Source organism: Halomonas sp. TD01 (assembly GCF_923868895.1).
Taxonomy (GTDB): domain Bacteria; phylum Pseudomonadota; class Gammaproteobacteria; order Pseudomonadales; family Halomonadaceae; genus Vreelandella.
In genome coordinates this window covers 342276-366074 of the sequence record NZ_OV350343.1, presented here as the reverse complement: position 1 = coordinate 366074, position 23799 = coordinate 342276, and the positions used below count along the sequence as shown (strand labels likewise).

Below are 23799 nucleotides of genomic sequence, written 5' to 3'. Positions count from 1 at the left end.
CTACACCGACCGCGTACAGCTGCTGGTAGATATTCTCCCGTAGAGCCGCGCTTTGCATTGAAAGGCGGAACGGCGATCAATCTGTTCGAGCATGATCTACCTCGGTTATCGGTGGATATCGATCTTACCTGGTTGCCGGCCCACGGTTTCGCCGAGGATGCCGCTGCGATTGATAAGGCGCTGACAGCGCTGGCTGATACATTACGAATTCAATCAAAAACAATGCATGTGCAACCATCGGCGAGCCAGGGTAGTCAAGGTAGCACGAGACTGATTGTCAGGCGCGGAAGGTCGCTGGTACAGATTGAGACCACGCCAGTCATGCGTGGAACGGTGCATCCAGTGCGTGAGATGGATGTTCGGCCTGTGGTAGAGGACGCGTTTGGATTCGCTTCCGCACAAGTGCTGAATTTTGCCGATCTCTATGCAGGGAAACTGGCAGCAGCATTATCGCGTCAGCATCCACGTGACCTATTTGATGTAGGACTATTGCTGGATGATGAACGAGCCGATAAGGCGCTGTGGTACACCTTTTTGGTTTACCTGACGTGTAGTCCAAAACCTGCTTGGGAAATGCTTGAGCCGCAGATACCTAGGGACTTTGAAGACATTTTTCAGGCGCATTTTAAGGGCATGACGGCGGCGCACGTCGCTGCGCATGAGCTATTGGAATATCGGAAGAGGCTACTGATGCGCATTGCTGAGTGGATGGATGAGCCTTCTCAAGCGTTTCTGTTTTCCGTCGAAGATGAGCAGCCGGATTTCGAACTGATTGGGCTGCCTCAGGCTCTCGAACTACCCGGCGTTAAGCGCAAGTTGCAGAACCTGGGGCGGCGTTCCGAGGATAAGCGTCGGGCAGATAGGCTTCAATTAGAACAAGCTTTGACGCGGCTTCCTCCGAACTGACTCCATCGAGAGCCTTCAGTATGGTGAATTGAGCACTACGCACCGGTCACTGATACACCCCGTCAGCGTCTGGTATTGTAAAAGGTAACTCGGCAACTGACTCTGCACAAAAAAGAGGAGGCGTTATCCAATCAGGACGTACGCTTGGCAAACATTTAAGCAGGGCAGTCGTTAAACTATTTTGGCTCATTCAGGCAGAAAATATGAAACGATATCCATCTCTTTGTGAGGAATGCCAATGATTTCAATGCATTCCTGGCCGATTAGATAAAAGATAACGTGCTGGCCCTGAGGGTAGCTGTAATAACCCTCGCTAACATCCGAGCGGTGCTTTCCCAGGTGGGGATTTTCTGCGAGCCAGTGAAACCGTTTTTCAAAATTCTTCAAATAGGTATTTCGTTGGTTTTTGCCCCATTGCCACTCCGTATAGCGGCCGATATTTTTTAAATCGTCTCTTGCCCTTGGCGTGATACGGAAGCTGAGCATTACGTTTCACTATCCAAATCGTTGATTAATGCATCCATCGAAAAATCATCCACGAATTCACCTGCTCTCGCTTGCTCTGCGCCTTGGGCTAAGTGAGCTCTAAGCGCTTCAAGTTTGCTTTTGCGCTCTTCCATTGCACGTAACGCATCACGCACAACTTCACTTGCGGAGCCGTAGCGTCCGCTGGCGACCTCGTTTCTGATAAAGACTTCCCAGTGCTCCCCTAAGCTAAGACTGGTCGTAGCCATGATTCTCTTCCTATATTCAAAAGTAACAAATATGAATATAGGTATGTTTGACAAGAAAGACAAGACTCCTCAAAAGCTCTCTGACTAGCCTATGAGCTGAATATAATTCATAATCGGCTCATAATATGATCTGAATAGGCGGGGTGATCGGCTCATGTATATCTGGGAACAGCGCAACTGGCCGCATTTTGAGTGGGATGAATCCGTTCTGCGGCCTACGCTGGACGCCGTGCGGCTACTGCAGGGCCGGGTGCTGGGTAAAACCGAGGCGGCCCACGGTCAGGCTGAACTGGACGTGGAGATGGATGCGCTGATCCAGAATGCTATTCGTACCAGCGAAATCGAAGGTGAGCGTCTGGACGTTGGCTCTGTGAGGTCTTCCGTTGCTCGCCAGTTGGGCATTGAGCAGGCCGGTATAGCTGGCAGAACAACACCAGAATCCGAGGCGCTGATAGAACTGTTGCTGCAATCCACGCGTCAATTGGATGAGCCGCTTACCCATGAGTGGCTGTGCCTTTGGCAGTCCATGCTGTTTGTGCAAGGCCCCGGTTTGCTTGGCAATGTACGAGTAGGCGAGCTGCGTGGGGATCACCCCATGCAAGTGGTGTCGGGGAGGCTTGATCGGCCTACCGTTCATTTTGAAGCGCCACCCCGTGGGCAGTTGGAGGCTGAGCTGGATGCCTTTATTACTTGGTTCAACCAGCCGCCTCAGGGGCTTGATGGGCTGGTTCGCGCTGGCATAACCCATCTATGGTTGATTACCTTACACCCCTTTGATGACGGCAACGGTCGCGTTACCCGTGCGGTGACCGATCGCGCGCTTGCGCAAGCAGAGCGTCAATCCGTGCGGTTCTATTCCTTGAGCGCGGCCATCATGGCGCGCCGCCACGCCTACTACGATCACCTCGAAAGCGCTCAGAAGGGCAGCCTAGATATTACGCCGTGGTTGTTGTGGTTTCTGGACACGCTGAAGGAGGCGCTTGAGCAGGCGCTGTTAAGAATCGACCGTGTGTTAATGAAAGCCACCTTCTGGCAGCGCCATGCCACCACTGTGCTGAACGAACGGCAAATCAAGGTGCTGAACCGCTTGTTGGATACAGCGGGGGAGGAGTTTGAGCAGGGCATCAATGCTCGTAAGTACCAATCGTTGGCCAAAGTGAGCAAAGCCACCGCAACGCGGGACTTGGCCGAGCTGCTGGAAAAAGGTTGCCTCTACAAGCTACCCGGCGGCGGGCGTAGTACGCGTTATTCGGTGTTACTTGGACAAGCTTATAAAGGTACGCAGTAAGCAGTGGACTTTGTCAGTGAGGCCATATCGCTTGCAATGAAAATCGACCTATAGCAAGTGAATGCCTTTGCCTCAAAGCACTTTGAAGGTAACTCACCCGCTGTATGCTTTACTATCAGCACCTGTAATTCACGGAGGAAGCATCCATGGCCATAGGTGGCTTGATAGGATTACTGGATGACATTGCCGCATTGGCGAAGTTGACCGCAGCATCACTGGATGATGTGAGCGCTGCCGCTGGGCGTGCGACGGCTAAGGCGGCCGGGGTGGTGGTGGATGATACGGCAGTGACGCCGCAGTATTTGCAGGGGGGGACAGAGGAGCGTGAACTGGCGGTTGTGAAATAGATCGCGCTGGGGTCGATCCGCAATAAGCTGGTTTTGCCACAAGCTGGTTTTTAGCCCACCAGTAGCGCTGCCGATGTGCCATTGCGTTTGCCCATTCGGCTTCTTTTGTCATCTGAAATAACTCCCTCACGTCACCCATGAGCCGAACATATATCTTATTCGGCTCGCAATATGAGCTGAATAGGCTGAGTAATCGGCTCATGGATGACTTCGGGGCAAGTTTGAAAGCGTGGTGAGCACTAAGGATATGAGAGCTAAGAGTTACGCTGTTTCTAAGCCATCAACAATAAACACGCGATAGTCGGCACCCTGGAAACGGTGTTTGCGGGCTTCCTGATAGGCGGGGCTTTCGTACCAGGCGCGGGCGGCGGCCATATCGGGGAAGCGTAGAATCACCGCACCTTCCATGGCGCTTCCTTCTAGCACCTCAAAATCACCATAAAAGGCGAGTGGTTGTGGGTCGTGGCCTTCGCGGGCGGCTTTGGCCTTTTCGCTGTAGCGCTTCATTTCTTCGTTGTCGTGAGTGTGTTCACGGGTTAGTACGATGTAGGCGGGCATTCGGCTCTCCTCGTAGGTATTCAATGCGCTATGCAATCATACCTGTTGTTGGTTGGGCGCTGTCCACTTGCTCTCAAAACCTTGCTCTCAAACCCCTGCTCTCAAAACCTTGCTCCCAAAGCCCCATTAGCAAGCCACCTACCTATTCGATTGCCTTGTTAGCATCTGTCGGTATCATATTGGTGATGCTGTCCATCATTATGGCCTTTTACCGCGAGCTTCTATGACCCAATCTAAAACACCTTTCATTGTGGTACTGAGCTTGGCATTGACCATGATGCTGGGCCCGTTTTCCATGGATACGTACCTGCCGGCCTTTCCGGTTATCGGCGAATCGCTGGGGGTTTCTCAGCAGGCGGTATCACTGAGCGTTTCAGTGTATATACTCGCGATGGCGTTTGGTCAGTTAATCGGCGGTGCGCTTTCAGACCGCTTCGGGCGTCAGCGGGTGTTGATGAGCGGCCTGGCGATTTTTGCGCTCTCAAGCATTGTCATTGGTATGGCGGATTCCTTAAATACGCTGCTCGTCGGGCGAGCCGTGCAGGCCCTTGGCGCCGGTTGTACCCTGGTATCGGTGCCGGCGCTGGTGCGTGACAGGGTGTCAGGCCGCGAGGCCGCGAAACTATTTTCGATGATGGGCTTGATCATGGTGCTGGCCCCGGGTATTGCGCCGAGTGTAGGCAGCGCTATTCTGGCGTTTGGTTCCTGGCACACTATCTTTTTCGCCTTGGCGGTATACGCGGTGCTGCTGGTGCCGTTGTTGGTGCGGGTGCTCTTTACCGGTACGGGCAAGGTGTCTCGCGTGAAAAGCCCTAAGATGAGCCTGCTGGCGCGTTACAAGCTGGTTCTTTCGACAAAACCGGCCCTGCCGTTCATCGTTTGGCAGGCTGCCTCTTTTTCTACCCTGATGATGTTTATCACCTATGCGTCATTTATTTATCAGGGGCATTTCAGCCAGTCGCCCTCGGCTTTTTCGATGCTGTTTGCGGCGAATATCGTCGCCATGCTTATCTTCAATATTCTCAATCGAATACTGCTTTCCAGGTTGCCGTCGCTGCGTATCCTGCAGTTGGCAACGGGCTGTCAGGGAGTCGGCATACTATTTTTGGTGATGGCTACCTTTATGGAGTGGCCGCTTTACGCCTTCTTGCTCGCCATGATGCTGACCATTGGCTCGATAGGGGCGATCTCGCCAAATATTCAGGTCTGCTTTTTGGAGTTCTTTCCCACCAGTAGTGGAACGGCCGCAGCGCTTCTGGGCGCAGCTCAGTTCGGTGTTGCTGGGCTTTTGAGCGCATTGTCCGCTATGTTGCCGCATACGCTTGAAGCGGTCATTCTGGCCATGGCCGCCTGTGGCTCGGTGGCGTATCTGATGCTTGCCCGCTCTATTATCAAAGGGCGTGCCTCTGCTTAGGCGCCTTAGGTTAGGTGGCGTGTCCTTGCCAAAAGCCTCGTGTTATCTAAAACATAATGACCCATGACATTAGAAAAGGCTGGCTGTAATGAACATTGATCTTTACCAAGTAGATGCATTTGCCTCTAAGCCGTTTGAAGGTAACCCTGCGGCGGTTTGCCCGCTGGAAGCGTGGCTGGATGATGCGTTGTTGCAGGCGATAGCCACAGAGAGCAATCTCTCTGAAACTGCTTTTTTTGTGCAGACTGAGTCTGGTTATCACCTGCGCTGGTTTACCCCTTCGGTGGAAGTGGATTTATGTGGCCATGCCACGCTGGCGGCGGCGTGGGTGATTTTTAATGCGCTGGGCGATAACGCTGAAACGCTGCATTTCGAGACCCGCAGCGGGCAGCTTTTAGTGCAGCGTGACGGCGACGAACTGGCGATGGATTTCCCTGCGAAGGCAACTGAACCCTTAACGATGGTGGCTGAGGTAAAGGCAGCGCTAGGGATTAACGAGATCGAAGAGCTGCTGATGTCTGACGATATCGTGGTGGTGGTTAACGATGCGCAGTTGATTGAAGCGCTAACGCCGGACATGCAGCAATTGAAGCGCCTTCCAGGCCGCGGCATTGTCGTTACTGCGAAAGGCAGCGATGTGGATATTGTCTCTCGCTGGTTTGGCCCTAAGGTGGGCGTGGAAGAAGATCCCGTTACCGGTTCTGCGCATACCTCGCTTGCGCCTTATTGGGCGAAGCGGTTAGGCAAGCAGCAGTTTACCGCACGCCAGGGTGGTGCCCGTAAAGGTGCGCTGAGCTGCGTGGTAGAAGGCGAACGCGTCATTATCAAAGGCCGCGTTGCGCCTTACATGAAAGGGGTGATTACGCTGCCACCACAGTGACGGGCCAGAGCTGGCGTCGTCGGTCATTCGCTAATGGAGATTAGTGGGGTCGTTGGCAGGGATAAAGGTCGCAGGCTCAGCCGCGCGGGGCAGTTGCTTGTTTTCCAGGGTTGCCAAGGCAATTTTGTAGCAATCTTCGATATGGCTGTTGCCCATGTACTTCATGGCGGTAAAGCTAATACTGCCTGCCACGGCGCTGCCAATGAAGGGAAAAAACTTAGAAACTCCTTTGGCGGCGACCTTAACGCCCATCTTATTTAGCAGCATGATGATTAATTTCTTGGTGATGTATTTTCCGGCCAACTTGCTTCCCGTATTGGAAATGGCGGTCATCACAAAGAGCTTGGTTTCGGTATCAAGGCCTTCGATTTGCTCCGGGGATAATCCAAACTGAGCATTAATTTTGGGAATTATGCGCATTAAGATGGCTACGTCTGAACCAATATCCAGTCCCGGTATAGGAATGATGGCGGTGCCCGCCGAGATACCTGCACTTTTGGTCACCATCGAATAGCATGACTTTTTAATAGCGTCGAGTTCTTCCTTTGTCTCAATCATGCGACATTCCTTTTTTACGATGCTGACATAGCCGTAGCCGACGGCTGCGCGAAATTCGATGTTGCCGGGGGCTGCCCCTTATGCTGTGACTTCTCCACATCCCCGCTCGGTGCAGGTGGGTTGGTGGTCATACAGCGTTTGAATGATCTGACAGTTGGCAGTTTTTCCACCTCGGCATTGGTGAACCACTTGGCGCAGTTCGCCTGCCAGTGCTTGTAAGGCAGCGATGCGCTCTTCCAGGTGTTGTAGATGGCGGCTGGCGATGTCATCGGCGGCGGTGCAGTCGGTATCGGGGTTGTCGGAAAGCGCTAGCAGTTCCTGAATACTGTGCAGGTCTAACCCTAGGCTGCGGCCATGGCGAATAAAACCAATGCGTTCTAGTGCGGCCTGATCATAAGACCGGTAGCCTTGCTCACCCCGCTGTGGCGGTGCCAGTAATCCCAATTTTTCATAATGGCGAATGCTTTCCGGCGAGCATCCGGTTCGGCTGGCAACTTCCCCAATACGATAGTGGCGTTTCATCGGCTTGACCCTGTAACGATTACAGGGTTTAGGCTAGTCGTTATTCTCTTGGCTAACAAGCAGGTAACCGACGATGAGTCTGATCAATGAGCTGTTGAGCATTGCGCTAAGTGCTGCGCCCTGGCTAATGCTGGGATTGGTGATTGCGGGATTAATTAAGGCATTAATGCCAGAGCACTTATTACAGCGTTGGATGGGGGGGCGTGGGCTGGGCAGCATTTTACGCGCAGCGGTGATTGGTATGCCGCTGCCGCTGTGTTCGTGTGGGGCGATTCCCACCGCGCTGGCGCTGCACCGGGGTGGGGCGGGTCGTGGGCCAACCACATCTTTTCTGGTTAGTACCCCCGGCGTTGGAGTGGATTCAATGCTCATCACCAGTGTGCTATTAGGCCCATTAATGGCGCTGGCGCGGGTGCTGGGAGCCTTGGTAACGGCGATAGTGACAGGCATTTTAGTGGGCTTTACCGGCCAAACAGCACTGCCGAAAACCACCCCCGTTAGCAGTTGCTGTGCATCAAAAGGCTGTGACGATGGCAACGCTAACGCACATGCTACTGAGTCGGCGGGGGTAATCGCAGGGTTGAAGTATGCCTTTAGTGATTTATTGGATGACATCAGCAGTTGGATGTTTGCCGGTTTATTGCTGGCGGGGGTACTGGTTACCTTTGTGCCGCCGGAAACTCTGGTAGGTTTTTCGGGTGGTTTATTGGCGTTACTTCTCATGGCAGTCATCGGTATTCCCTTGTATATCTGTGCTACCGCAGCTACCCCAGTTGCCGCTGGTTTACTATTGGCGGGCATTTCGCCGGGGATGGCGTTAGTCTTTCTACTTGCTGGCCCTGTGACGAGCCTGGCAACCCTGGCCATTCTGCGTCGTGAGTTTGGAAGCCAAGCATTGGTGGTTTATCTGGGCAGCATTCTGCTGGTGACTGTGCTGATTGGCTGGGTGTTTGATCAAGGGCTGGCGATGACGGGTTGGGACCCGGTTCAACAGGCGAACCAAGTTCAGGAACTGCTACCCGCGTTTGCTGAATGGCTGGCTTTAGGCGCGCTGGTACTGTTCTCTATTCGTCCTGTTCGTAAGCGGTTGTTGGGGTTTTAGGTCGCTTTATCCACTAATAAGCTTTTTAAAAATGAACATAAACAGAGCTGAACTATACCGAGAGCTAGCCTTAGAGACGCACCTACGACAGGGGCTGTCGACCATTAATAGAGTCATCTGCGTGCTGATTTTGCTGGCATCACTGGTGGCTATTTTGGAAACGGAGCCAATGCTGCGGGCGCTTTCGCCACGCCTTTTTCCTACCTTGGAAACCGTGTTTGTGGTGATCTTTATCGGTGAGTACTTATTGCGTTTGTATGTTGTCGGTGAAGACCCTCGTTATCGCGGGGTAAGAGGCCGGTTACGCTATGTGTTTTCGTTTTGGGCCTTGGTGGATTTACTGGCAATTTTGCCTTATTTCTTTGGAGCTATGGTTCAAAACAATGGCTTTTTACTACGCCTGTTGCGTTTGGGGTTAATGCTGCGGCTAACCCGTTTAGGTAGATTCAGCCAAGCTTGGGTAGCACTGGCAGAAGCGCTGAAGTCCCGTTCTCATGAGCTGTGGTTGAGTGCGGGTTTGGCAATGCTATTGCTGCTACTTTCCTCTTTCTGCCTTTATTTGGCGGAAGCGTCAGCCCAACCGGATGCTTTTGGCAGCGTGCCCCGTGTGCTGTGGTGGAGTGTCACTACGCTGACGACGGTGGGGTATGGCGATATGGTTCCTATCACCGGGTTAGGCAAGTTTTTTGCGGGCTTAACGGCGGTGGCAGGCATCGGGATTATCGCGATGCCCACGGGGATTTTAGCGGCTGCGTTAAGTGATGCGTTTCAGAAAAACCGTTAATACTCAGGTGGCGAGTCAATCACCGAGGCCCTTGGGTGTTAGTACCACGACTAACGGGGCGTCATGCCGTGGGAAACGTTGTTATTAAAACATCCAGGTCGCGCCTACTAGTGGGCCGCTCATCGACACATCAACGCGGGTGCCGTTTTTATCGCGGTCTACTGCCAAGTGGCGAAAGCCTGCTGAAAGGTGAAAAGCATCACTTACCCGGTAATTCGCGGTGGCGACAGCTTGCCAAGTGCTACTGCCACTTATGCCGAAGCCGCCGCCATCAACATGCACTAAGGTTGACCACTTAGGTGTCCACGTTGAACGTAGCCGGGCGGCTAGTAGTGGGTCGACCCAGCGTTCAGTGTGACTGGCACTAACGCCTAAGGCGGGCGCGCTCACGTCAGCTTCTATTCGCCATGCGCGTGCGCCCGCTAATAGATCTAGGTATTGGGTCGGAGTGCTGAGCACTTGATAGCCAGCAGATGCGGTTAGTGAGCGTTGGCGAAGGTTGCCTTCTACCGCAACGCCGGGCGGCAGCTTACCGTCATGGCTAAGTGATGCCCAGGTAATATCTCCAAACAATACCCAGCGGTCTTTACGGGCGCTACCGGCCATAAAAAAAGCACCTTCCAGATCACTCAATACATCACTAAAAGAGCGTGAGGTGCTGATGGTTGGGGCGTTGGAGAGTGGCCGCACATCGCCAGCCAGCCCAACCATCCACACATAGGGGGTTAGCTGGAAACGCCAAGAGTCGTCTTGTGCGTGAGTATTGGCGGCGAAGCCAGCGGCTAAAAAGCCAACGGCGGCAATAAGCAAGCGGGCATTAGGCATCATTATTATCCTTAGTGGGTGTCTTTATGTTAGCCGTGCCGTTTAACTTTTACCGACATATGTTCACCGACTCAATCGATAGCGCAGTTTTGGTAGTGTGCGAGCGACTGGCGGCAGGCGAGTTGCCATGACTAACGCGGTAATGGCGGCATACATGGCCCACTCTTGCATGTCGGCACGTACTACCCAGAAAAAGTGCAGCAGCACCAAGCCTAAAATAGCATAGGAAAATTTGTGCAGTGGCTTCCAGCGTTTACCTAAGCGGCGCATTGACCAACGGTTGGAGGTAGCCCCCAATATGGCAAGGCCGATCAGCGCGATCATGCCGACAATGATGTAGGGCCGCTTGATCAGTTCGCTACCAAGTAGCGCCCAGTTAAGCCCCAGAATAAACAGCGCGTAGCTGAGCATATGTAGGGTGGCGTAGGCGAGTGTCCAGAGGCCAAGCTGGCGGCGGATCAATGCAAAGCCTTTCCAGCGGGTGAGTTTGGTGAGCGGTGTAAGGCTTAGCGTGAGGAGTAGCATCCATAGCCCGCCAATACCGATGTTCAGCAGCAGGTAATTGCCAGGCTCGGGACCAGCGGCGTTAATGGCTACCTGCCAGCCCCAGAACACCAGCGGCGCGAGCGCCGCCAGGAAAACGCCTATCCGCCACAGTAACCATATCCGTGGCGCTGCCATTAGTAGTGCTTCCTTAAATCCATGCCTGCATATAGCTCGGCGACTTCGTCGGCATAGCCGTTAAACATCTGGGTATCAATCGTATTGGAGTTGAACAGGCTGTTAGGAAGCCGCCGCTCGGTGGCTTGGCTCCAGCGTGGGTGGTCAACTTGTGGGTTTACGTTGGCATAAAAGCCGTACTCATCAGCGGCGATTTGCTGCCATGAGTTGACTGGCTGCTCTTCCACTAACGATATGCGCACAATGGATTTAATACTTTTGAAGCCATACTTCCAAGGCACCACTAGCCGCAAGGGCGCGCCGTTCTGATTGGGCAGTTCACGGCCATACATGCCCATGGCGAGCAGTGTCAGCGGGTTCATTGCCTCGTCTAAGCGCAAACCTTCTACGTAAGGCCAGTCGATTATCGAGAACGAAGAGCGCTGGCCACGCATCTGCTCTGGATCGACTAGGGTTTCAAAGCGCACGTACTTGGCTTTGCTGGTGGGATCGGCACGTCGAATCACCTCCGCAAAGGGGATGCCCAGCCAGGGAATCACCATTGACCACGCCTCTACGCAGCGCAGGCGGTAAATACGCTCTTCAAACTGCGAAGGCTTGGCGAAGTCTTCTAGGGCAAAGCGCCCGCCGTTATTCACTTCACCATCGATCACTACGCTCCAGGGCTGGGTTTTCAGGCTGCCTGCATGGCGGGCGGGGTCGCGTTTATCGGTGCCAAACTCAAAGAAATTGTTGTAGCCGCTGGCATCATCAAAAGGGGCGATTTTATCTTTCTCGGGGTTGCTGGGGGTGATGGCTCGCCATTGGGTGTCGCTGATTTTTTCCTTCAGCCATGCTGGGGCATCGCCTTCCGGTACATCAGAATAATCTTCGTTGGCGCGGACGTGGCCGGAGAGGGCAAGCCCGGCGCCTAAGCCCGCCATGCCGCCCATAAAGCGCCGTCGGGAGAGGTAAATAGATTCCGGTGTTACATCGGATTCGTGTAAATCACTCGGTTTGGCAATCTTTATAAGCATGTGGTGTCTCCACTCGCTACGGGGAAGGGGGGATAAATACTGTGACCAGTTTGCATGAGATTTATCACAACCCGCTCTCTAGGTTATTACGTATTTATAACGTTGGAGGGCGGAGGCGAGGGCGCAGTGGGTAACCGTATGCAGAAGGAAGCCCCTCCAGCGGCTAGATTTTCGACACAAATATCACCGCCCTGCAGCGTCATGATTCTGCGCGCAATGGCCAGCCCTAGCCCTGCATGGCCAGCGCCGCCAGAGGTCTCTCCACGATAGAACGGGTCAAAGATATGCGGCAGGTCCTGTTCCGAAATGCCTGGGCCGCTGTCTTGTATGCAAACCTGTGGCTCTCCATTCGTTTGACTAAGCACAACGTCGATGTGGCCGCCAGCGGGGCTGTAGGCAATGGCGTTGCTGATTAAGTTGTCCAGCACACGTTCGGTCATGGCAAGGTCGGCGTACGCGGTTGGTAATGCTGGGTTGCCACTTAACGTTAGCGCCAAGTGGTTGTCGCGTGCAGCTTGGTCGTGCTTCTGCACTACGTCATGTACCAGTTCTGCTAGCGGGAAGGGTTCAGGCACTGGCTGTTTCTCTCTTGCCTCAAGGGCGGCAAGCTCGAAGAGCTCATCCACTAAGCGGCTTAACCGACGGCCTTCTTTGAGGGCAATGTCGAGAAAGCGATCCTGTTCTTGGGGGCTGAGACGATCACGCCTTAATTTCAGGCTTTCGATATAGCCTTGCATGGAGGCAAGCGGGGTACGCAGGTCATGAGATACTTGGGCGATCAAGCGACGGCGTTGGGTATCCTTTTCTGTCAGCTGTTCGATCTGTATGGCAATTCGATGGGCCATGTCGTCGAAGGTAGCGTCCAGATAATCGATCTCATCGCGCACCACGGACTGTTTTTCGTGCCATCTGCTATCGAGCCGGGGCTGGCTTATGTCGCTGTTCTCAAACGCTTCCACTCGGCGTGTTAATGATCTCAGGCGGCGAGTCAGCAGGCGGAAAATAGTCAGCCCTGCGAGCATCGCCACCGTCAGGCTGACTAGCAACGCCCAGGCGCTCATTTCCAGTAGTTTGCCACCACGGGCCATGGTTTCCGCCGTGTCGTACTCTTCACCCCGTAACACGACATAGAGGTACCCTTCGGGGTTGTCTGCTGTTGGCACTGGGGTAACGGAAAAGACTTTCTGCCGGTCATGGCTGCGAGGGTCGTCGCCGAGTATCGGATAAAGGCTCATGTCAGCCATCAGCCTGTGTATAGGGGCCATCGAGACTTGCTTGCGTTTAATCTTCGCTGGGTCTGCTGAATAAGACAGAATGGTGCCATCCAGCCCTAGCAGGTAGATCTCGATGCTGGGATTAATGGCCATGTACAGTGCGAATAGTTCTTCCAGAGCGCTACTATCAAGCTGCCCGTTGCTGACCAGATTTCTGTCTGATACTAGATTTTTGGCCAGATTCTGGTGTAACGCCTGATTGACCGAAGCGTTGTATTCACGCAGCGAATAGAGGCTGATGAAGGTATATAGCAGGCCCACGGCGAGCAATAACAGAAATAAGCCTAAGGCTAGCCGAGTATAGAGTGTTTTCAGCATAACTTATTCGCGGAAGCGATAGCCCACCCCCCAAACGGTTTGGATAAACACCGGGTCAGCGGGGTCCGCTTCGATCTTGCCTCGTAAGCGATTGATATGAGTATTGACGGTATGTTCGTAACCTTCGTGGCTGTAGCCCCACACGGTATCAAGCAGTTGGGCACGGCTAAATACCCGCCCTGGATGTGTGGCAAAGTGCCATAGCAGGTCAAACTCCCGGGCAGTGAGTTCAACAGGCTGGTCTTTTATAAATACCCGCCGACGCAGCGGGTCAATGCGCAGCCCATCGGTGATTAATGCTTGCTGGCTGGGTTCCGTGACTGAGGAAGATGCCATGGCATCTACGCGTCGGAACAAGGCTTTCACCCTTGCTGATAGTTCAGCCACACTGAAAGGTTTGGTGAGGTAATCATCCGCCCCCATTTCCAGGCCCAGCACTCGATCAAGCTCCGTACTTTTGGCGGTTAGCATCAGTACCGGAACGTAACCTGGGCCGGCGCGGATTTCGCGGCAAATTGACAGCCCGTCCAGGCCGGGCAGCATCAGGTCGAGAACCACAAGGTCGATGCCCCCTTCACGAAAACGCTCAAGCCCGGAATCACCGCGCTCGCAAAGAATAGGGTTCATGCCAAGCTCGGCCACATGCATGCGGACGAGTTCACCAATACCCGGGTTATCCTCAATAATCAGTACGTTTCGTGTCATAGGTAGTCGCATTATCTTCTTTTGTGCTTTCGCCTTATGGCTCTAGGCGCTTGGATGCTCGTGATATTTTCCTACTCATTGGTCGGAAGATTCGAGACTATCTTCGATGTACACCATTACGGGGGTGTCACGGGGTGATATAGAGTGTATCGCGCAAAGTTCACAAATGTGTCACGGGGACTCTAACGATAGGGCGATGTCTGCATTAACGCCTCCCCTCATTTCAATAAGTGTGTTTCAGCAAGGAGAGCGCCCATGGCGACTACACGCCGTAAACTCATGTCGTTAATCGGGCAGGGAGTGATACCTCCTGAGCAAGTGCCGTTAGCGGTTAAAGTGGCGGGGCTGCACCCGTCGCCCCACGCCTGGGCGCTGTTGATTGACCGGCTGCTACTGTGGCTGGGGAGCTTGGCGTTGGCTTGCGCGGTGCTGTTCTTCGTGGCTTTCAATTGGTCGGACATGGGCCGCCTGCCGCGCTTTGCGTTAGTGCAGGCTGCGTTGGTGTTGGCGGCAGGCATCGCGGTGTGGGGCAGCGCGAGCGTGATGCTTTTTCGCGTGACGTTAACTGCTGCGTCTCTATTGATAGGAGTACTACTGGCGCTGGTGGGTCAGATTTACCAAACCGGTGCTGACCCATGGCAGCTGTTTTTCACCTGGGCGCTGCTCACCTTGCCATTGGTATGGATAGCACGCTTTGATGCGCTTTGGTTGGCGTGGTTAGGGCTTTTGAACCTATCCGTGTGGCTGTATAGCAGCACCTGGGGCGGTGTTTTTGGCAATGTGTTCTCTGCCGATAACGCGGGCTTATGGGGACTGGTGCTGATCAACTTAGTGGCTCAAGTCGTGTGGGAGTGGGGCGCGCAGCGCCGAGGTTGGCCGGGGCGTTGGGCGATTTGCTTACTGGCGCTAGGTAGCGGCGTGCCACTGACGCTACTGATGATGGCGTGGGTGAGCGGGGAAACGCATGCGTTGACACCGATTGTGGCGGTTTACCCTGTGTGGTTGGCAGTGCTGTATGGCGTTTATCGTCAGTGGCGGCTTGAGCTATTTATGTTGGCAGGGGGCTGCGTCTCGGTGATTGCGGTGGTCACATTGCTGCTTGCACGCTACATGCTATGGGAAAGCCAATGGAATGAAGGCGGCTTGCTGTTGCTGGCAGGTGCTGTCTTTGCCATGGGGGCGGCAGCGGTGACGTGGTTGAAACGCTTAAACGCTGAGGACGCATCATGAACCAGCCGATGAATACGTTAACGCAGCGATTAACTCAGGCGGGCGTGTCACTAAACGAACCTTCATCAACAGCACCGCTGGAGTCACCCTGGTTTGTGAGGGTTCTGCAGGCGTTCTCCGGCTGGTTAGCAGCGCTGTTTTTGTTGGGCTTTATTGCCACGGCAGTGGTGTTTGTCATGGAAAGCCCAATGGCTTCTCTTGTTGTAGGCAGCCTGTTGATTAGCGGGGCATTTGCGCTACTACGCGCCGCGCGAAGCGATGTGTTGGAGCACATGGCGCTGGCGTTTAGTTTAGCTGGGCAATTATTAGTGGCCTGGCCAGCGGTCGAAATGTGGGGTATTTCCGCCAGCCTATGGTGGGTACTGCTGGCGCTACAGTGCTCGCTGGCACTGATCATGCCGAGCCAGGTTCACCGCAGTATGTCGGCGTTTTTAGCAAGCCTAGCGTTAACGATGGCGCTGGCAGTCAATGGACTGGCACCGGTGGCGATTGGTTTGGTGGTGCTGGTGCTGACACTGCTCTGGTTGAATGAGTATCGTTGGCCAAGGCGCATAGGGGCGGTTCAGGCATGGGGGGCTGGACTGTTAGTGGGTCTGCTAGTGCTTCAAGGGCAGGCGTACTCTAACCAGCTTAGCTGGTTTTATGATTCAGACGTTCGGTGGTTCGGCCCATGGCTCGCCAGCTGGCTAGGCACTGCGTTGGTGGCGTTGGCCTTAATGTGTGTTATTCATCAGGCATTTCGTCAGCATTCTCAGCCTGCCATTGCACAGCGCTTGGCGATTTATGGCGCAGTCGCGCTAGTCGCGGTGGTGTCGGTTTACATGCCAGGGTTTGGCGCCGGGGTTACCGTACTACTGCTCGGGTTTACGATTGGCCATCGGGTGCTGATGGGAAGCGGTATTTTGTTACTACTGATGGCGGCTAGCAGTTATTACTACTGGCTGGACGTGACGCTGTTGGTGAAATCACTCATGTTGCTGGCAATGGGGGCGTTCCTGTTAACCCTTCGCTGGTTATTGATGCGTTGGTTGCTAAACCAGTGGCTAACAGTGCATAAGCCTGAGCCGCAAGGAGATGCCAATGAGCAGTAACGTGAAGCGACACCGCTGGATAGTGATTGCCGCCACTGTCGTTGTGCTAGCGGTGGTTAACTGGACTATTTGGCAGAAAGAGCATCATCTGGCCGAAGGTGAGATTGTTTATTTGGAGCTTGCCCCCGTTGATCCGCGCTCGTTAATGCAGGGCGACTACATGGCGCTAAGCTTTGCGTTGGCTAATCGTATCCGCATGCAGCGTGCAATTGATCGCCACGAAGAGGAGGGTGGAAATGCCATGCAAACGGCAGCCAATGACAGCGTGGTGGTTCGTTTGGATGAAGCATCAATCGCCCACTTCCAGCGCTTGGATGATGGCACGCCGCTAGGCGATGACGAGAGGCGTTTACGTTATCGGCTGCGCAATGGGGACGTGCGCTTTGCTACGGATGCGTTTTTCTTTCAGGAAGAACAAGCCGAGCGTTTTGAGCCTGCCCGCTACGGCCAGTTCCGAGTCAATGAGCACGGCGAGCTGCTGCTAGTCGCGCTATATGACGAAGAACTCGAGGCGCTGGGTGAAATGGAGCGTTGATACGTGTATTAGCGTTCAATCCCAATGGCTGTGTATCGCTCGGCAAGAAAGTCTAACAGTGCTCTGACAGAGGGCAGCAAGCCTCGACGGGAAGGATAAACCGCATGAATAACTTCTCGTCGAGGCTCCCATTCGGGCAATACCGATATAAGTGCTTTTGATGTTAGTGAATCCTCCAGCATTAGTCTTGGTAATTGAACGATGCCAACACCCGCCAATGCGGCTCTATAAAGTGCGGTCATATCCGTGGTAATAAACCGTGGCGAATGTTCAATTTGGCGCTCTTCACCGTCGCGCTGAAGGTGCCAAACGTGAGCTTCCTCTGGCCTTGCTCTGCTTAAACTGGGCAGTTTGCAAAGGTCGTCAGGTGTTGATGGCATGCCATGCTGCTCAATCAGTGCTGGGCTTGCTACCAAGCATTGCCCGCGATCCGATAGTACCTTCAGAATAAGCTCGCTATCTTCCAATGGAAGGGGGCGGGCTCGGAGCGCAATATCAAAGCCTTCAACAAAAGGGTCAATACGGCGGTTAGTTCCTTCCAGGTGTACCTGGACATCTGGGTAGAGCACCATGAAATCCGCCAGTATTGCACTCACGTGAAAGCTCAATAGCCCCGTAGGGCAACTGATACGGATAGTACCGCAGGGCACTTGTTTGGTTTCTTCGATGAACTGTTGAGCTGCTTCGGCCTCTACTAGCATGGCTTTGCAGTGCTGGTAGTAGCGTTGACCAATATCAGTGAGCGTTAAGTGGCGGGTCGAACGGTGCATCAAGCGCACGTTAAGCTGATTTTCTAATTCTCCCACCCGTCTGCTTAGTTTTGATTTAGCAATACCCAAGGCGCGGCCCGCCGGAGAAAAACCTCCATGGTCGACTACCTTCACAAAATAATAAAGATCATTCAGATTAGGGGGCGTCATGTGTTCTCCCTGTGCAACGCTGTGTCTTAATTTTCCATCTAATCATCGAGTCAGCGAACTACTAAACTCCGTATGGCATGTGGAAGAGCTGTTGGATCTTTGTTTTCCAAAAGCCCACTCAGCCTAATAGATAAAGGAGTATGTCATGACTAATCCCTATGTTCGTCTCGATAAAGATAATGCCGCTGTTCTTTTAGTAGATCATCAAACTGGGCTGTTGTCCTTGGTTCGTGATATTGACCCTGACCGGTTCAAAAATAATGTACTGGCGCTTGCGGACTTGGCGAAATACTTTGGTCTGCCAACGATTCTTACAACAAGCTTCGAAGATGGGCCTAATGGGCCGCTGGTGCCTGAATTAAAAGAGATGTTTCCAGAGGCACCTTACATCGCACGCCCTGGACAAATAAATGCCTGGGATAACGAGGATTTCGTAAAAGCGGTTAAGGCTACTGGTAAGAAACAATTAATTATTGCAGGCGTAGTGACAGAAGTGTGTGTTGCTTTCCCGGCGCTTTCCGCACTTGAAGAAGAGTTTGATGTATTTGTTGTCACCGATGCATCGGGTACCTTTAATGAACTCACTCGTGATGCTGCTTGGGATCGGATGAGTAGTGCAGGCGCGCAGTTGATGACCTGGTTTGGAACAGCCTGCGAGCTACATCGCGACTGGCGCAATGATATAGAGGGCTTGGGCACACTTTTCGCCAATCACATTCCTGACTACCGTAATTTAATGAATAGCTACAGTACTTTGACAAAGAGTTCTGACAAAGGCCTCTGACAAATAACTCTGACATGAAGTAAACCGTGTTTTGACCGGAAGTGAGTGAGCTTCCGGTTTTTTTAATAATTTTGAGCTATTTATTAAAGGCAAAAGACTGGCTAGACGATAGCTTTGTAAAAACAAAACTATCGATGATGCCATTGCTCCGTTGTCCATTGTATATGGAGGAAATTCCTATGAGCTGGATGCCCGATATTGAGCCAAAATGCCCTTCCGCAGGCAACCTACACGATATTGAAACACTGATCGTACCTCGTGCTCACGACTTGGGGGGCTTTGAAGTACGACGTGCGCTTCCCGCGCCCAAGCGCCAGATGGTTGGCCCGTTTATTTTTTTTGATCAGATGGGGCCCGCTGAATTTCTTAGAGAAGATGGTATCGATGTTTGAATCGCCCCGGATATTTTAGACACCCGTTAGGCTCTTAAAGTAACGCCTTTCATAATCAACCGGTGACAAGTTATCACTTGTGCCGTGTCGGCGCTTTGGGTTGTAAAACATTTCAATGTAATTGAACACGTCACGTCTAGCCGCTTCGCGTGTTGAATAAATCTGTCGCTTGATTCGCTCCCGCTTGAGAAGTTGAAAGAAGCTTTCAGCAACGGCGTTGTCATGACAGTTACCACGTCGGCTCATACTGCCTACCAAGCAATTCGCTTTCAGAAAGCTTTGCCAGTCTCCACTGCTAAACTGGCTCCCTTGATCCGAATGCACCATCACCGTTCCTTGTGGCTTGCGTCGCCAGACTGCTGATAACAAAGCATCCAGTGCCAACTCCGTAGTCATGCGAGACTTCATCGACCAGCCAATCACTTGACGGGAAAACAGGTCGATAACTACCGATAGGTAAAGCCAGCCTTCGTAAGTGCGGATGTACGTGATGTCCGTCACCCAAGCAATATTTGGCGCTGTTACTTCAAACTGACGGTCTAAATGGTTAGGGGATACGGCAGTCGGTTTCCCATCGCCATAGCCGCCAGGGCGTCGTCGATAGCCCGTCTGAGAGCGTAAACCTTCCCTATTCATAAGACGCGCCACACGGTGCTTCCCACAAGCTTCGCCAGCTTCACGCAAGTCCTGGTAGACCTTGCGATAGCCATATACACCGCCGCTTTCAAGCCAGGAGTGCTTGATCAATCCCAGCAAGCGCTCATCTTCCCGCGCTCGATTAGAGAGCGCTTTTTTACACCATGCGTAGTAACCGCTGGGGTGCACTGCCATCATCTGACACAAGCGACGTACCGAATATTGGCTCGAATAATTTTGAATAAACGCGTACCTCAGTCGGACTCCCTGGCGAAGTACGCGGTGGCCTTTTTTAATATGTCTCGCTCTTCTAATACGCGTTTGAGTTCGGCCTTCAAACGACGGTTTTCAGCTTGGAGATCATCATCCTCTTGCCGTTGTTCTACCGGCTTATCGTATCGCTTAATCCAGTTGTACAGGCTGTGACCTGACACGCCTAGCCGCTCAGCGACCTCGGCCACGCGATGGCCGCGCTCTACCACTTGTTTGACGGCTTCGATTTTGAATTCTTCAGTGTAGCGGGGATGGCTCATGGTTCCTCCTAGATACCTTTAGTATAGGGCCTGGAGGTGTCTATGAAACCTGGGGCGATTCAGTTCGTCCTCATCCCCATATTGGACTTGCCACCGTTACTTACTTGTATCAGGGAGAGTTCCAGCATCGAGATAGTCTGGGGACTAATCAGATGATCTATCCAGGGGCGGTTAATTGGATGGTTGCTGGCAATGGGGTAACCCACTCTGAACGCACTAGCCCTTCTACACGTCAGAATAAGCACTCGCTGTTTGGTATTCAGACGTGGGTGGCCCTGCCTGAGGCTCACGAAGATAAGCCAGCCAGTTTTGAGCATCATAGTGAAGATGTACTGCCGATGCTTAACGGTGAGGGCAAGAATATACGTTTGATTCTGGGAACTGCTTGGGGTGAGCGGTCACCGGTGCAGACCTTCTCGGAAATGTTTTATGCGGATGCGATCCTCCAGCCAGGCGCTAAGCTTCCTTTGCCTGATGGCCACGAAGATAGAGGCATCTATGTGACGTCGGGTAGCGTTATCATTGCTGGAGAGACGTTTGACGCCGGACGAATGATGGTTTTCCGTCCTGGTGACCCCATTACAGTAACAGCAGGCGAAGCCGGAGCCCGGCTAATGCTGCTCGGTGGCGAAACACTCAATGGGCCACGTTATATCTCTTGGAACTTCGTTGCGTCTTCACGGGAAAAGTTAGAGGCTGCCAAGCAGGCGTGGATGGAAGGTGACTTTGAGCATGGACGGTTTAAATTGCCGCCAGGGGACAATGCAGAATTTATTCCTTTTCCTGGTCAGCATCGCAATTAATTTGTAACGAAAGAGCTGGCTGCCTAAGGCAGCCAGATTTGCTACTTAAGTAGCGGTTGCTTAAATAGCGACGTAATTAACTTGGCATTTGGCCAAAGCGGCCGCGGTTAAAGTCTTCTATCGCTTCAATGATTTCACGTTCGCTGTTCATGACAAACGGGCCGTGTCCTATGACCGGCTCATTGAGCGGTTCTCCGCTCAGTAGCAACAGGGTGGCATCGCTATTGGCTTCTAGAGTGACGTTGTCGCCATCGCGAGTTAGTTCCGCCACTTGTGCTTCGCGGAGCACTTCTTCGCCGTTGATTTGCACCGTGCCTTTTAGCACGACCAATAGAGTCGTCCATCCTTCCGGCTGTGCCAGCGTCGTTGTCTTGCCCTCTTTTAACTGCACATCCCAGACATTCATCGGGGTGAACGTTTGTGCTGGCCCTGAGTGAGTGGCGTAGTCTCCCGCGATCACGCGCACACTACCTGCGTGATCAGGTAACGCTGCGACAGGTATCTGCGCATTAAAAAATGCCTGATAGCCTGGCGTGGCCATTTTATCTTTGGCGGGCAAGTTTACCCACAGCTGCACCATCTCGAGTGTGCCACCTGTCTCTGTAAACGCGGGCGAATGAAATTCATCGTGTAGGATGCCCGCACCTGCTGTCATCCATTGCACGTCGCCTGGGCCAATCACGCCGCCTTTGCCCGTTGAGTCGCGGTGCGCCACTTCCCCTTGATACACAATCGTGACGGTTTCAAACCCTCGGTGTGGGTGCTGCCCGACACCGCGTGGCCGTGTAGTGGGGGTAAAGCTGGCGGGGCCAGCATAGTCCAGCAGTAAAAAGGGGCTTAACTGCTCGGAACGTGAGCCATAGGAGAACAGCGAGCGCACCGGAAAGCCGTCACCCACCCAATGAGGGTGCGGTGCGTTGGTAACACCTACTAACTTTTTCATTGTTTGCTCCTCAAAGAATGCGTTGTTGGTTAAAAAGTGTACGCGTTAGGGGACGCAACTAATAGATAGTGCATCTGGGACTCAGTGTTGCAGTGTTGGAACACTAGGTGCTTGCTTGATTGAAGAACGTAGTCTGTACTTTGGTCAACCACTGACATGGAGGCACTGTGTTCACGCAGGGCTGGCGGCTTTTGCGCCAGTTGGTGGCTGATTGTTTGGCTCACTTACTTTTAATGACAAGGTTAGTATGAAAAAAAACAGCTCGTGGCCTGTGTGGGTTGTGCTGGTTGTCACTTTGGTGTTTTCCAGCGTCTGCACAGCGCAAACTCAAGGAGATGAGAGCGAGGATAAGCGATGGTTCGCCATTGATTCGCTTAACACAGGGCTAGGAGATGTGCCTGAGGATGTTGGGCGGATGTCGCCAAGGGAAATGGTTCGCAGCTTTTTAGCGTTCACCGAAAGCGAGAATTACGCCGCAGCCGCGCATTTGCTTAACCTCAATGATATTGATCCAGGCGAACAGCAGGCTCAGGGCGCCGAGCTCGCTAAGCAGTTGGCTGAGGTATTAAAGCGCGGTGAGTGGCTGGACGCATCTAATATGTCCGGCCGTCAAGACGCGGTGATAGAAGACCCTTCCGGGCAGAATCCGCAGGCAGGCGAGCCCCAGCGCAATATTGAGCTGGCAGCCCTAACGGTAGATGGCCAAGCCTACGATGTCCGGCTAGGCCGCTACCGCGTGGGGGAAGAAGATCCTGTGTGGTTAGTGATGCCAGAGAGCGTGTCGTTTATTCCGATTCTCTATGAAGAGTACGGGCCTTCAATGCTGGAACGCTATATTCCTGAGCGGTTAAAGGCGTCGTTTGGCATGCTAAAAATCTGGGAATGGTTAGCGATCCCGGTTTTTTTAATCGCCATTGGCACGGTGGGAGTGATCACTTACTACGTGGTTGGACTAGTGGCTCGCATCCTGCCTTCTGGCGTATCTACTATTTTTGCCGATCAAATTGGCGTGCCCATGGCGATGATTGTTATGTCGCTGGTAACGCAGATGCTGCTGGACTACGTCGTATCGTTTTCCGCTATTGCGACAACAACGTTTCGTGTGTTGTTGATCTCTATTATGGCCTGGGGTGCAGGTGTCATTGCGCTGCGCTTGGTCGACACGATCATGCTGCGCTTAACGCGGCGCCTAGTGGGAGAAATTGATGACACGAAGCCAAGAGATCAGCGACGGCTGTTAACCTCACTATACGCATTGCGCCGCGCCATTATTCTGATCACCGTGACCGGCGTATCGATTTATATCCTAGGCCAGGTTCAGCTCTTCGAAACCCTTGGTTTATCTATTCTGGCGTCTGCCAGCGTATTGGCAGTATTAGTGGGCGTGGCGGGCCAAACGGTGCTTGGCAATATCCTCTCCTCTTTTCAGTTATCGTTTGCCAAACCCATTCGTATTGGCGACCTCGTGATCTTTGAAGGTGAGTGGTGTTATGTGGAAGGCATCTTTTATACCTTTATTCGGCTGAGATCATGGGACGAACGACGCTTGATTGTGCCTGTCACCTACTTTACCTCTAAGCCTTTCGATAATTTGTCGGTGAAGAGTACTAAGATGTACCGGTCCTTGGTGCTGACGCTCCACCTAAGTGCCGATATAGAGCTGCTAAGAGATAAATTTCTCGAATTCGCCAAAGAAGAAGATAGCGTTATTGAGCACCACAAGTTGCTATGTTACGTGACAGAGCAAACCGGCACGGCCCAAACTATCACCTGCTATTTAATGACGTCAGATCCCATGGCAGGCTGGACGGCTGAGATGAATTTGCGCGAGAAGCTGCTAGCCTTTATCCGCGATAACCATCCAGAGTGGTGGCCTCGGGAAATCATGGTTATCAGCCATGAAGATATTGCGCGTGGGGAAGGGCAAGGAAAACGTTCTCAGGAAGCGGATAGTTCTACTAAGAAACCATCCGAGTAAGGCAATTACGCTGCTCGATTGCTGGTGGATAAATAGCCTTCT

At 53.0% G+C, this 23799-nt stretch carries 26 protein-coding genes and 1 pseudogene; 14 read left to right on the top strand and 13 right to left on the bottom strand.

Annotated features, from left to right (window positions below; translation table 11 throughout):
- Positions 1–45: 45 nt before the first annotated feature.
- Positions 46–906, top strand: a pseudogene (locus tag L1X57_RS01750) (nucleotidyl transferase AbiEii/AbiGii toxin family protein); the annotation flags it as partial.
- Positions 907–1092: 186 nt separating this feature from the next.
- Here L1X57_RS01750 and L1X57_RS01745 read toward each other — a convergent pair.
- Together L1X57_RS01745 and L1X57_RS01740 are read right to left on the bottom strand one after the other, a co-directional pair.
- Positions 1093–1392 (bottom strand): type II toxin-antitoxin system RelE/ParE family toxin, encoded by a 300-nt coding sequence (locus tag L1X57_RS01745; RefSeq protein ID WP_009722255.1) that lies wholly within the window; start codon positions 1390–1392, stop codon positions 1093–1095.
- Complete coding sequence (locus tag L1X57_RS01740; protein ID WP_009722256.1) at positions 1392–1640, bottom strand: type II toxin-antitoxin system ParD family antitoxin; 249 nt, start codon at positions 1638–1640, stop codon at positions 1392–1394. Before L1X57_RS01740 ends, L1X57_RS01745 begins: the two co-directional genes overlap by 1 nt.
- Positions 1641–1794: 154 nt before the next feature.
- On the opposite strand from L1X57_RS01740, the gene L1X57_RS01735 reads away from it, so the two are divergent.
- A complete protein-coding gene (locus L1X57_RS01735) occupies positions 1795–2928 on the top strand; it encodes a Fic family protein (protein ID WP_009722257.1) in 1134 nt (377 codons plus the stop codon).
- 146 nt (positions 2929–3074) lie between these two features.
- Complete coding sequence (locus tag L1X57_RS01730) at positions 3075–3275, top strand: DUF808 family protein (protein WP_009722258.1); 201 nt, start codon at positions 3075–3077, stop codon at positions 3273–3275.
- A gap of 261 nt (positions 3276–3536) precedes the next feature.
- Here the strand turns inward: L1X57_RS01730 and L1X57_RS01725 are convergent, their stop codons facing one another.
- A complete protein-coding gene (locus L1X57_RS01725) occupies positions 3537–3833 on the bottom strand; it encodes a DUF1330 domain-containing protein (RefSeq protein WP_009722259.1) in 297 nt (98 codons plus the stop codon).
- 223 nt (positions 3834–4056) lie between these two features.
- On the opposite strand from L1X57_RS01725, the gene L1X57_RS01720 reads away from it, so the two are divergent.
- Both L1X57_RS01720 and L1X57_RS01715 read left to right on the top strand, forming a co-directional pair.
- Entirely contained in the window at positions 4057–5247 is a 1191-nt protein-coding gene (locus tag L1X57_RS01720; RefSeq protein WP_009722261.1) for a multidrug effflux MFS transporter, read from the top strand.
- An 88-nt stretch (positions 5248–5335) separates the two neighbouring features.
- A complete protein-coding gene (locus L1X57_RS01715) occupies positions 5336–6127 on the top strand; it encodes a PhzF family phenazine biosynthesis protein (RefSeq protein ID WP_009722262.1) in 792 nt (263 codons plus the stop codon).
- A gap of 30 nt (positions 6128–6157) precedes the next feature.
- Here the strand turns inward: L1X57_RS01715 and L1X57_RS01710 are convergent, their stop codons facing one another.
- Together L1X57_RS01710 and L1X57_RS01705 are read right to left on the bottom strand one after the other, a co-directional pair.
- Entirely contained in the window at positions 6158–6685 is a 528-nt protein-coding gene (locus tag L1X57_RS01710; protein WP_009722263.1) for a hypothetical protein, read from the bottom strand.
- Positions 6686–6763: 78 nt separating this feature from the next.
- A complete protein-coding gene (locus tag L1X57_RS01705) occupies positions 6764–7207 on the bottom strand; it encodes a MerR family transcriptional regulator (protein WP_009722264.1) in 444 nt (147 codons plus the stop codon).
- A gap of 73 nt (positions 7208–7280) precedes the next feature.
- On the opposite strand from L1X57_RS01705, the gene L1X57_RS01700 reads away from it, so the two are divergent.
- Positions 7281–8309, top strand: a complete 1029-nt coding sequence (locus L1X57_RS01700) for an SO_0444 family Cu/Zn efflux transporter (protein WP_009722265.1) — start codon at positions 7281–7283, stop codon at positions 8307–8309.
- A gap of 31 nt (positions 8310–8340) precedes the next feature.
- Positions 8341–9093: a potassium channel family protein gene (locus L1X57_RS01695; RefSeq protein ID WP_039868673.1), complete on the top strand. Its 753-nt coding sequence runs from the start codon at positions 8341–8343 to the stop codon at positions 9091–9093.
- Between the two features lie 84 nt (positions 9094–9177).
- On the opposite strand, the gene L1X57_RS01690 is transcribed toward L1X57_RS01695, so the two are convergent.
- From L1X57_RS01690 to L1X57_RS01670, 5 genes are all read right to left on the bottom strand, one after another.
- A complete protein-coding gene (locus tag L1X57_RS01690; RefSeq protein WP_039868676.1) occupies positions 9178–9921 on the bottom strand; it encodes a hypothetical protein in 744 nt (247 codons plus the stop codon).
- A gap of 60 nt (positions 9922–9981) precedes the next feature.
- Entirely contained in the window at positions 9982–10599 is a 618-nt protein-coding gene (gene msrQ, locus L1X57_RS01685; RefSeq protein WP_009722268.1) for a protein-methionine-sulfoxide reductase heme-binding subunit MsrQ, read from the bottom strand.
- Positions 10599–11615 (bottom strand): protein-methionine-sulfoxide reductase catalytic subunit MsrP, encoded by a 1017-nt coding sequence (msrP, locus tag L1X57_RS01680; protein ID WP_234667871.1) that lies wholly within the window; start codon positions 11613–11615, stop codon positions 10599–10601. The genes msrQ and msrP overlap by 1 nt, the downstream gene beginning before the upstream one ends.
- 86 nt (positions 11616–11701) lie before the next feature.
- Entirely contained in the window at positions 11702–13207 is a 1506-nt protein-coding gene (locus tag L1X57_RS01675) for a HAMP domain-containing sensor histidine kinase (protein WP_009722271.1), read from the bottom strand.
- Between the two features lie 3 nt (positions 13208–13210).
- Complete coding sequence (locus L1X57_RS01670) at positions 13211–13912, bottom strand: response regulator transcription factor (RefSeq protein ID WP_009722272.1); 702 nt, start codon at positions 13910–13912, stop codon at positions 13211–13213.
- A gap of 255 nt (positions 13913–14167) precedes the next feature.
- Here L1X57_RS01670 and L1X57_RS01665 point away from each other — a divergent pair, with 255 nt between their 5' ends.
- Genes L1X57_RS01665 through L1X57_RS01655 form a run of 3 tightly spaced genes read left to right on the top strand, consistent with a single transcriptional unit; the run spans position 14168 to position 16768 of the window.
- Entirely contained in the window at positions 14168–15142 is a 975-nt protein-coding gene (locus L1X57_RS01665; protein ID WP_009722273.1) for a DUF2157 domain-containing protein, read from the top strand.
- Entirely contained in the window at positions 15139–16233 is a 1095-nt protein-coding gene (locus L1X57_RS01660) for a DUF4401 domain-containing protein (RefSeq protein ID WP_009722274.1), read from the top strand. The genes L1X57_RS01665 and L1X57_RS01660 overlap by 4 nt, the downstream gene beginning before the upstream one ends.
- Complete coding sequence (locus L1X57_RS01655) at positions 16223–16768, top strand: GDYXXLXY domain-containing protein (protein ID WP_009722275.1); 546 nt, start codon at positions 16223–16225, stop codon at positions 16766–16768. The genes L1X57_RS01660 and L1X57_RS01655 overlap by 11 nt, the downstream gene beginning before the upstream one ends.
- Positions 16769–16776: 8 nt before the next feature.
- On the opposite strand, the gene L1X57_RS01650 is transcribed toward L1X57_RS01655, so the two are convergent.
- Entirely contained in the window at positions 16777–17688 is a 912-nt protein-coding gene (locus tag L1X57_RS01650) for a LysR family transcriptional regulator (protein ID WP_009722276.1), read from the bottom strand.
- Positions 17689–17833: 145 nt separating this feature from the next.
- Between L1X57_RS01650 and ycaC the strand changes: the two genes are divergently transcribed.
- Together ycaC and L1X57_RS01640 are read left to right on the top strand one after the other, a co-directional pair.
- Complete coding sequence (gene ycaC / locus L1X57_RS01645; RefSeq protein WP_009722277.1) at positions 17834–18472, top strand: isochorismate family cysteine hydrolase YcaC; 639 nt, start codon at positions 17834–17836, stop codon at positions 18470–18472.
- 179 nt (positions 18473–18651) lie between these two features.
- The gene (locus tag L1X57_RS01640) at positions 18652–18864 is read left to right on the top strand and encodes a Pirin-like protein (protein ID WP_009722278.1); all 213 of its coding nucleotides are present in this window, start codon (positions 18652–18654) and stop codon (positions 18862–18864) included.
- Positions 18865–18879: 15 nt separating this feature from the next.
- On the opposite strand, the gene L1X57_RS01635 is transcribed toward L1X57_RS01640, so the two are convergent.
- Positions 18880–20033, bottom strand: a protein-coding gene (locus L1X57_RS01635; protein ID WP_143759676.1) for an IS3 family transposase whose coding sequence is annotated in 2 segments (ribosomal slippage) — positions 18880–19790 and positions 19790–20033 — 1155 coding nt in all. Because the reading frame shifts where the segments join, the coding sequence is not laid out codon by codon here.
- Here L1X57_RS01635 and L1X57_RS01630 point away from each other — a divergent pair.
- Entirely contained in the window at positions 20006–20836 is an 831-nt protein-coding gene (locus L1X57_RS01630) for a pirin family protein (RefSeq protein ID WP_083817048.1), read from the top strand. The two genes, L1X57_RS01635 and L1X57_RS01630, sit on opposite strands and share 28 nt — an antisense overlap.
- A gap of 76 nt (positions 20837–20912) precedes the next feature.
- Here the strand turns inward: L1X57_RS01630 and L1X57_RS01625 are convergent, their stop codons facing one another.
- A complete protein-coding gene (locus L1X57_RS01625; protein WP_009722281.1) occupies positions 20913–21779 on the bottom strand; it encodes a pirin family protein in 867 nt (288 codons plus the stop codon).
- A gap of 247 nt (positions 21780–22026) precedes the next feature.
- Here L1X57_RS01625 and L1X57_RS01620 point away from each other — a divergent pair, with 247 nt between their 5' ends.
- Positions 22027–23757 carry a mechanosensitive ion channel family protein gene (locus L1X57_RS01620; protein ID WP_009722282.1) on the top strand — a complete coding sequence of 577 codons (1731 nt, stop codon included), beginning with the start codon at positions 22027–22029 and terminating at the stop codon, positions 23755–23757.
- Positions 23758–23799 lie beyond the last annotated feature (42 nt).

What these genes read in the sequence shown, in the direction of transcription:
- L1X57_RS01745 (WP_009722255.1), bottom strand. Translation starts at nt 1,392, where the DNA reads ATGCTCAGCTTCCGTATCACGCCAAGGGCAAGAGACGATTTAAAAAAT.
- L1X57_RS01740 (WP_009722256.1), bottom strand. Translation starts at nt 1,640, where the DNA reads ATGGCTACGACCAGTCTTAGCTTAGGGGAGCACTGGGAAGTCTTTATC.
- L1X57_RS01735 (WP_009722257.1), top strand. Translation starts at nt 1,795, where the DNA reads ATGTATATCTGGGAACAGCGCAACTGGCCGCATTTTGAGTGGGATGAA.
- L1X57_RS01730 (WP_009722258.1), top strand. Translation starts at nt 3,075, where the DNA reads ATGGCCATAGGTGGCTTGATAGGATTACTGGATGACATTGCCGCATTG.
- L1X57_RS01725 (WP_009722259.1), bottom strand. Translation starts at nt 3,833, where the DNA reads ATGCCCGCCTACATCGTACTAACCCGTGAACACACTCACGACAACGAA.
- L1X57_RS01720 (WP_009722261.1), top strand. Translation starts at nt 4,057, where the DNA reads ATGACCCAATCTAAAACACCTTTCATTGTGGTACTGAGCTTGGCATTG.
- L1X57_RS01715 (WP_009722262.1), top strand. Translation starts at nt 5,336, where the DNA reads ATGAACATTGATCTTTACCAAGTAGATGCATTTGCCTCTAAGCCGTTT.
- L1X57_RS01710 (WP_009722263.1), bottom strand. Translation starts at nt 6,685, where the DNA reads ATGATTGAGACAAAGGAAGAACTCGACGCTATTAAAAAGTCATGCTAT.
- L1X57_RS01705 (WP_009722264.1), bottom strand. Translation starts at nt 7,207, where the DNA reads ATGAAACGCCACTATCGTATTGGGGAAGTTGCCAGCCGAACCGGATGC.
- L1X57_RS01700 (WP_009722265.1), top strand. Translation starts at nt 7,281, where the DNA reads ATGAGTCTGATCAATGAGCTGTTGAGCATTGCGCTAAGTGCTGCGCCC.
- L1X57_RS01695 (WP_039868673.1), top strand. Translation starts at nt 8,341, where the DNA reads ATGAACATAAACAGAGCTGAACTATACCGAGAGCTAGCCTTAGAGACG.
- L1X57_RS01690 (WP_039868676.1), bottom strand. Translation starts at nt 9,921, where the DNA reads ATGATGCCTAATGCCCGCTTGCTTATTGCCGCCGTTGGCTTTTTAGCC.
- msrQ (WP_009722268.1), bottom strand. Translation starts at nt 10,599, where the DNA reads ATGGCAGCGCCACGGATATGGTTACTGTGGCGGATAGGCGTTTTCCTG.
- msrP (WP_234667871.1), bottom strand. Translation starts at nt 11,615, where the DNA reads ATGCTTATAAAGATTGCCAAACCGAGTGATTTACACGAATCCGATGTA.
- L1X57_RS01675 (WP_009722271.1), bottom strand. Translation starts at nt 13,207, where the DNA reads ATGCTGAAAACACTCTATACTCGGCTAGCCTTAGGCTTATTTCTGTTA.
- L1X57_RS01670 (WP_009722272.1), bottom strand. Translation starts at nt 13,912, where the DNA reads ATGACACGAAACGTACTGATTATTGAGGATAACCCGGGTATTGGTGAA.
- L1X57_RS01665 (WP_009722273.1), top strand. Translation starts at nt 14,168, where the DNA reads ATGGCGACTACACGCCGTAAACTCATGTCGTTAATCGGGCAGGGAGTG.
- L1X57_RS01660 (WP_009722274.1), top strand. Translation starts at nt 15,139, where the DNA reads ATGAACCAGCCGATGAATACGTTAACGCAGCGATTAACTCAGGCGGGC.
- L1X57_RS01655 (WP_009722275.1), top strand. Translation starts at nt 16,223, where the DNA reads ATGAGCAGTAACGTGAAGCGACACCGCTGGATAGTGATTGCCGCCACT.
- L1X57_RS01650 (WP_009722276.1), bottom strand. Translation starts at nt 17,688, where the DNA reads ATGACGCCCCCTAATCTGAATGATCTTTATTATTTTGTGAAGGTAGTC.
- ycaC (WP_009722277.1), top strand. Translation starts at nt 17,834, where the DNA reads ATGACTAATCCCTATGTTCGTCTCGATAAAGATAATGCCGCTGTTCTT.
- L1X57_RS01640 (WP_009722278.1), top strand. Translation starts at nt 18,652, where the DNA reads ATGAGCTGGATGCCCGATATTGAGCCAAAATGCCCTTCCGCAGGCAAC.
- L1X57_RS01625 (WP_009722281.1), bottom strand. Translation starts at nt 21,779, where the DNA reads ATGAAAAAGTTAGTAGGTGTTACCAACGCACCGCACCCTCATTGGGTG.
- L1X57_RS01620 (WP_009722282.1), top strand. Translation starts at nt 22,027, where the DNA reads ATGAAAAAAAACAGCTCGTGGCCTGTGTGGGTTGTGCTGGTTGTCACT.